Genomic DNA, 373 nt, shown 5'->3' with positions numbered 1-373 from the left:
TAAGGGAAAAAACGACACTGTCCGATTTTGCTTTTGAACCCGGGTCCCCGAAAAAGGGGAAAAATGCCCGAGGTTTGAAAAAATCGCCTGTGAGCCCGCTCCTAGAGCGGGTACTGGAAGACAGAGTCGTATTACCCAATTCCCCGTAAGGGGACTGAAACAGCATATATCTTCTTTTCTGTCTTTCTAAGCCAAGTCGTATTACCCAATTCCCCGTAAGGGGACTGAAACACCGGATGTTTTCGTCCCAGAAATCCCATGCCCACGAGTCGTATTACCCAATTCCCCGTAAGGGGACTGAAACTTCTTCCGGGACTACGATATCCCAGTAGCGCTGACTCCGGGTCGTATTACCCAATTCCCCGTAAGGGGA

Source organism: Megasphaera sp. MJR8396C (assembly GCF_001546855.1).
In the GTDB taxonomy this organism is placed as follows: Bacteria; Bacillota; Negativicutes; order Veillonellales; family Megasphaeraceae; genus Megasphaera.
The sequence above is the reverse complement of the archived record's forward strand: the minus strand, read 5'-3'. Positions refer to the sequence as shown.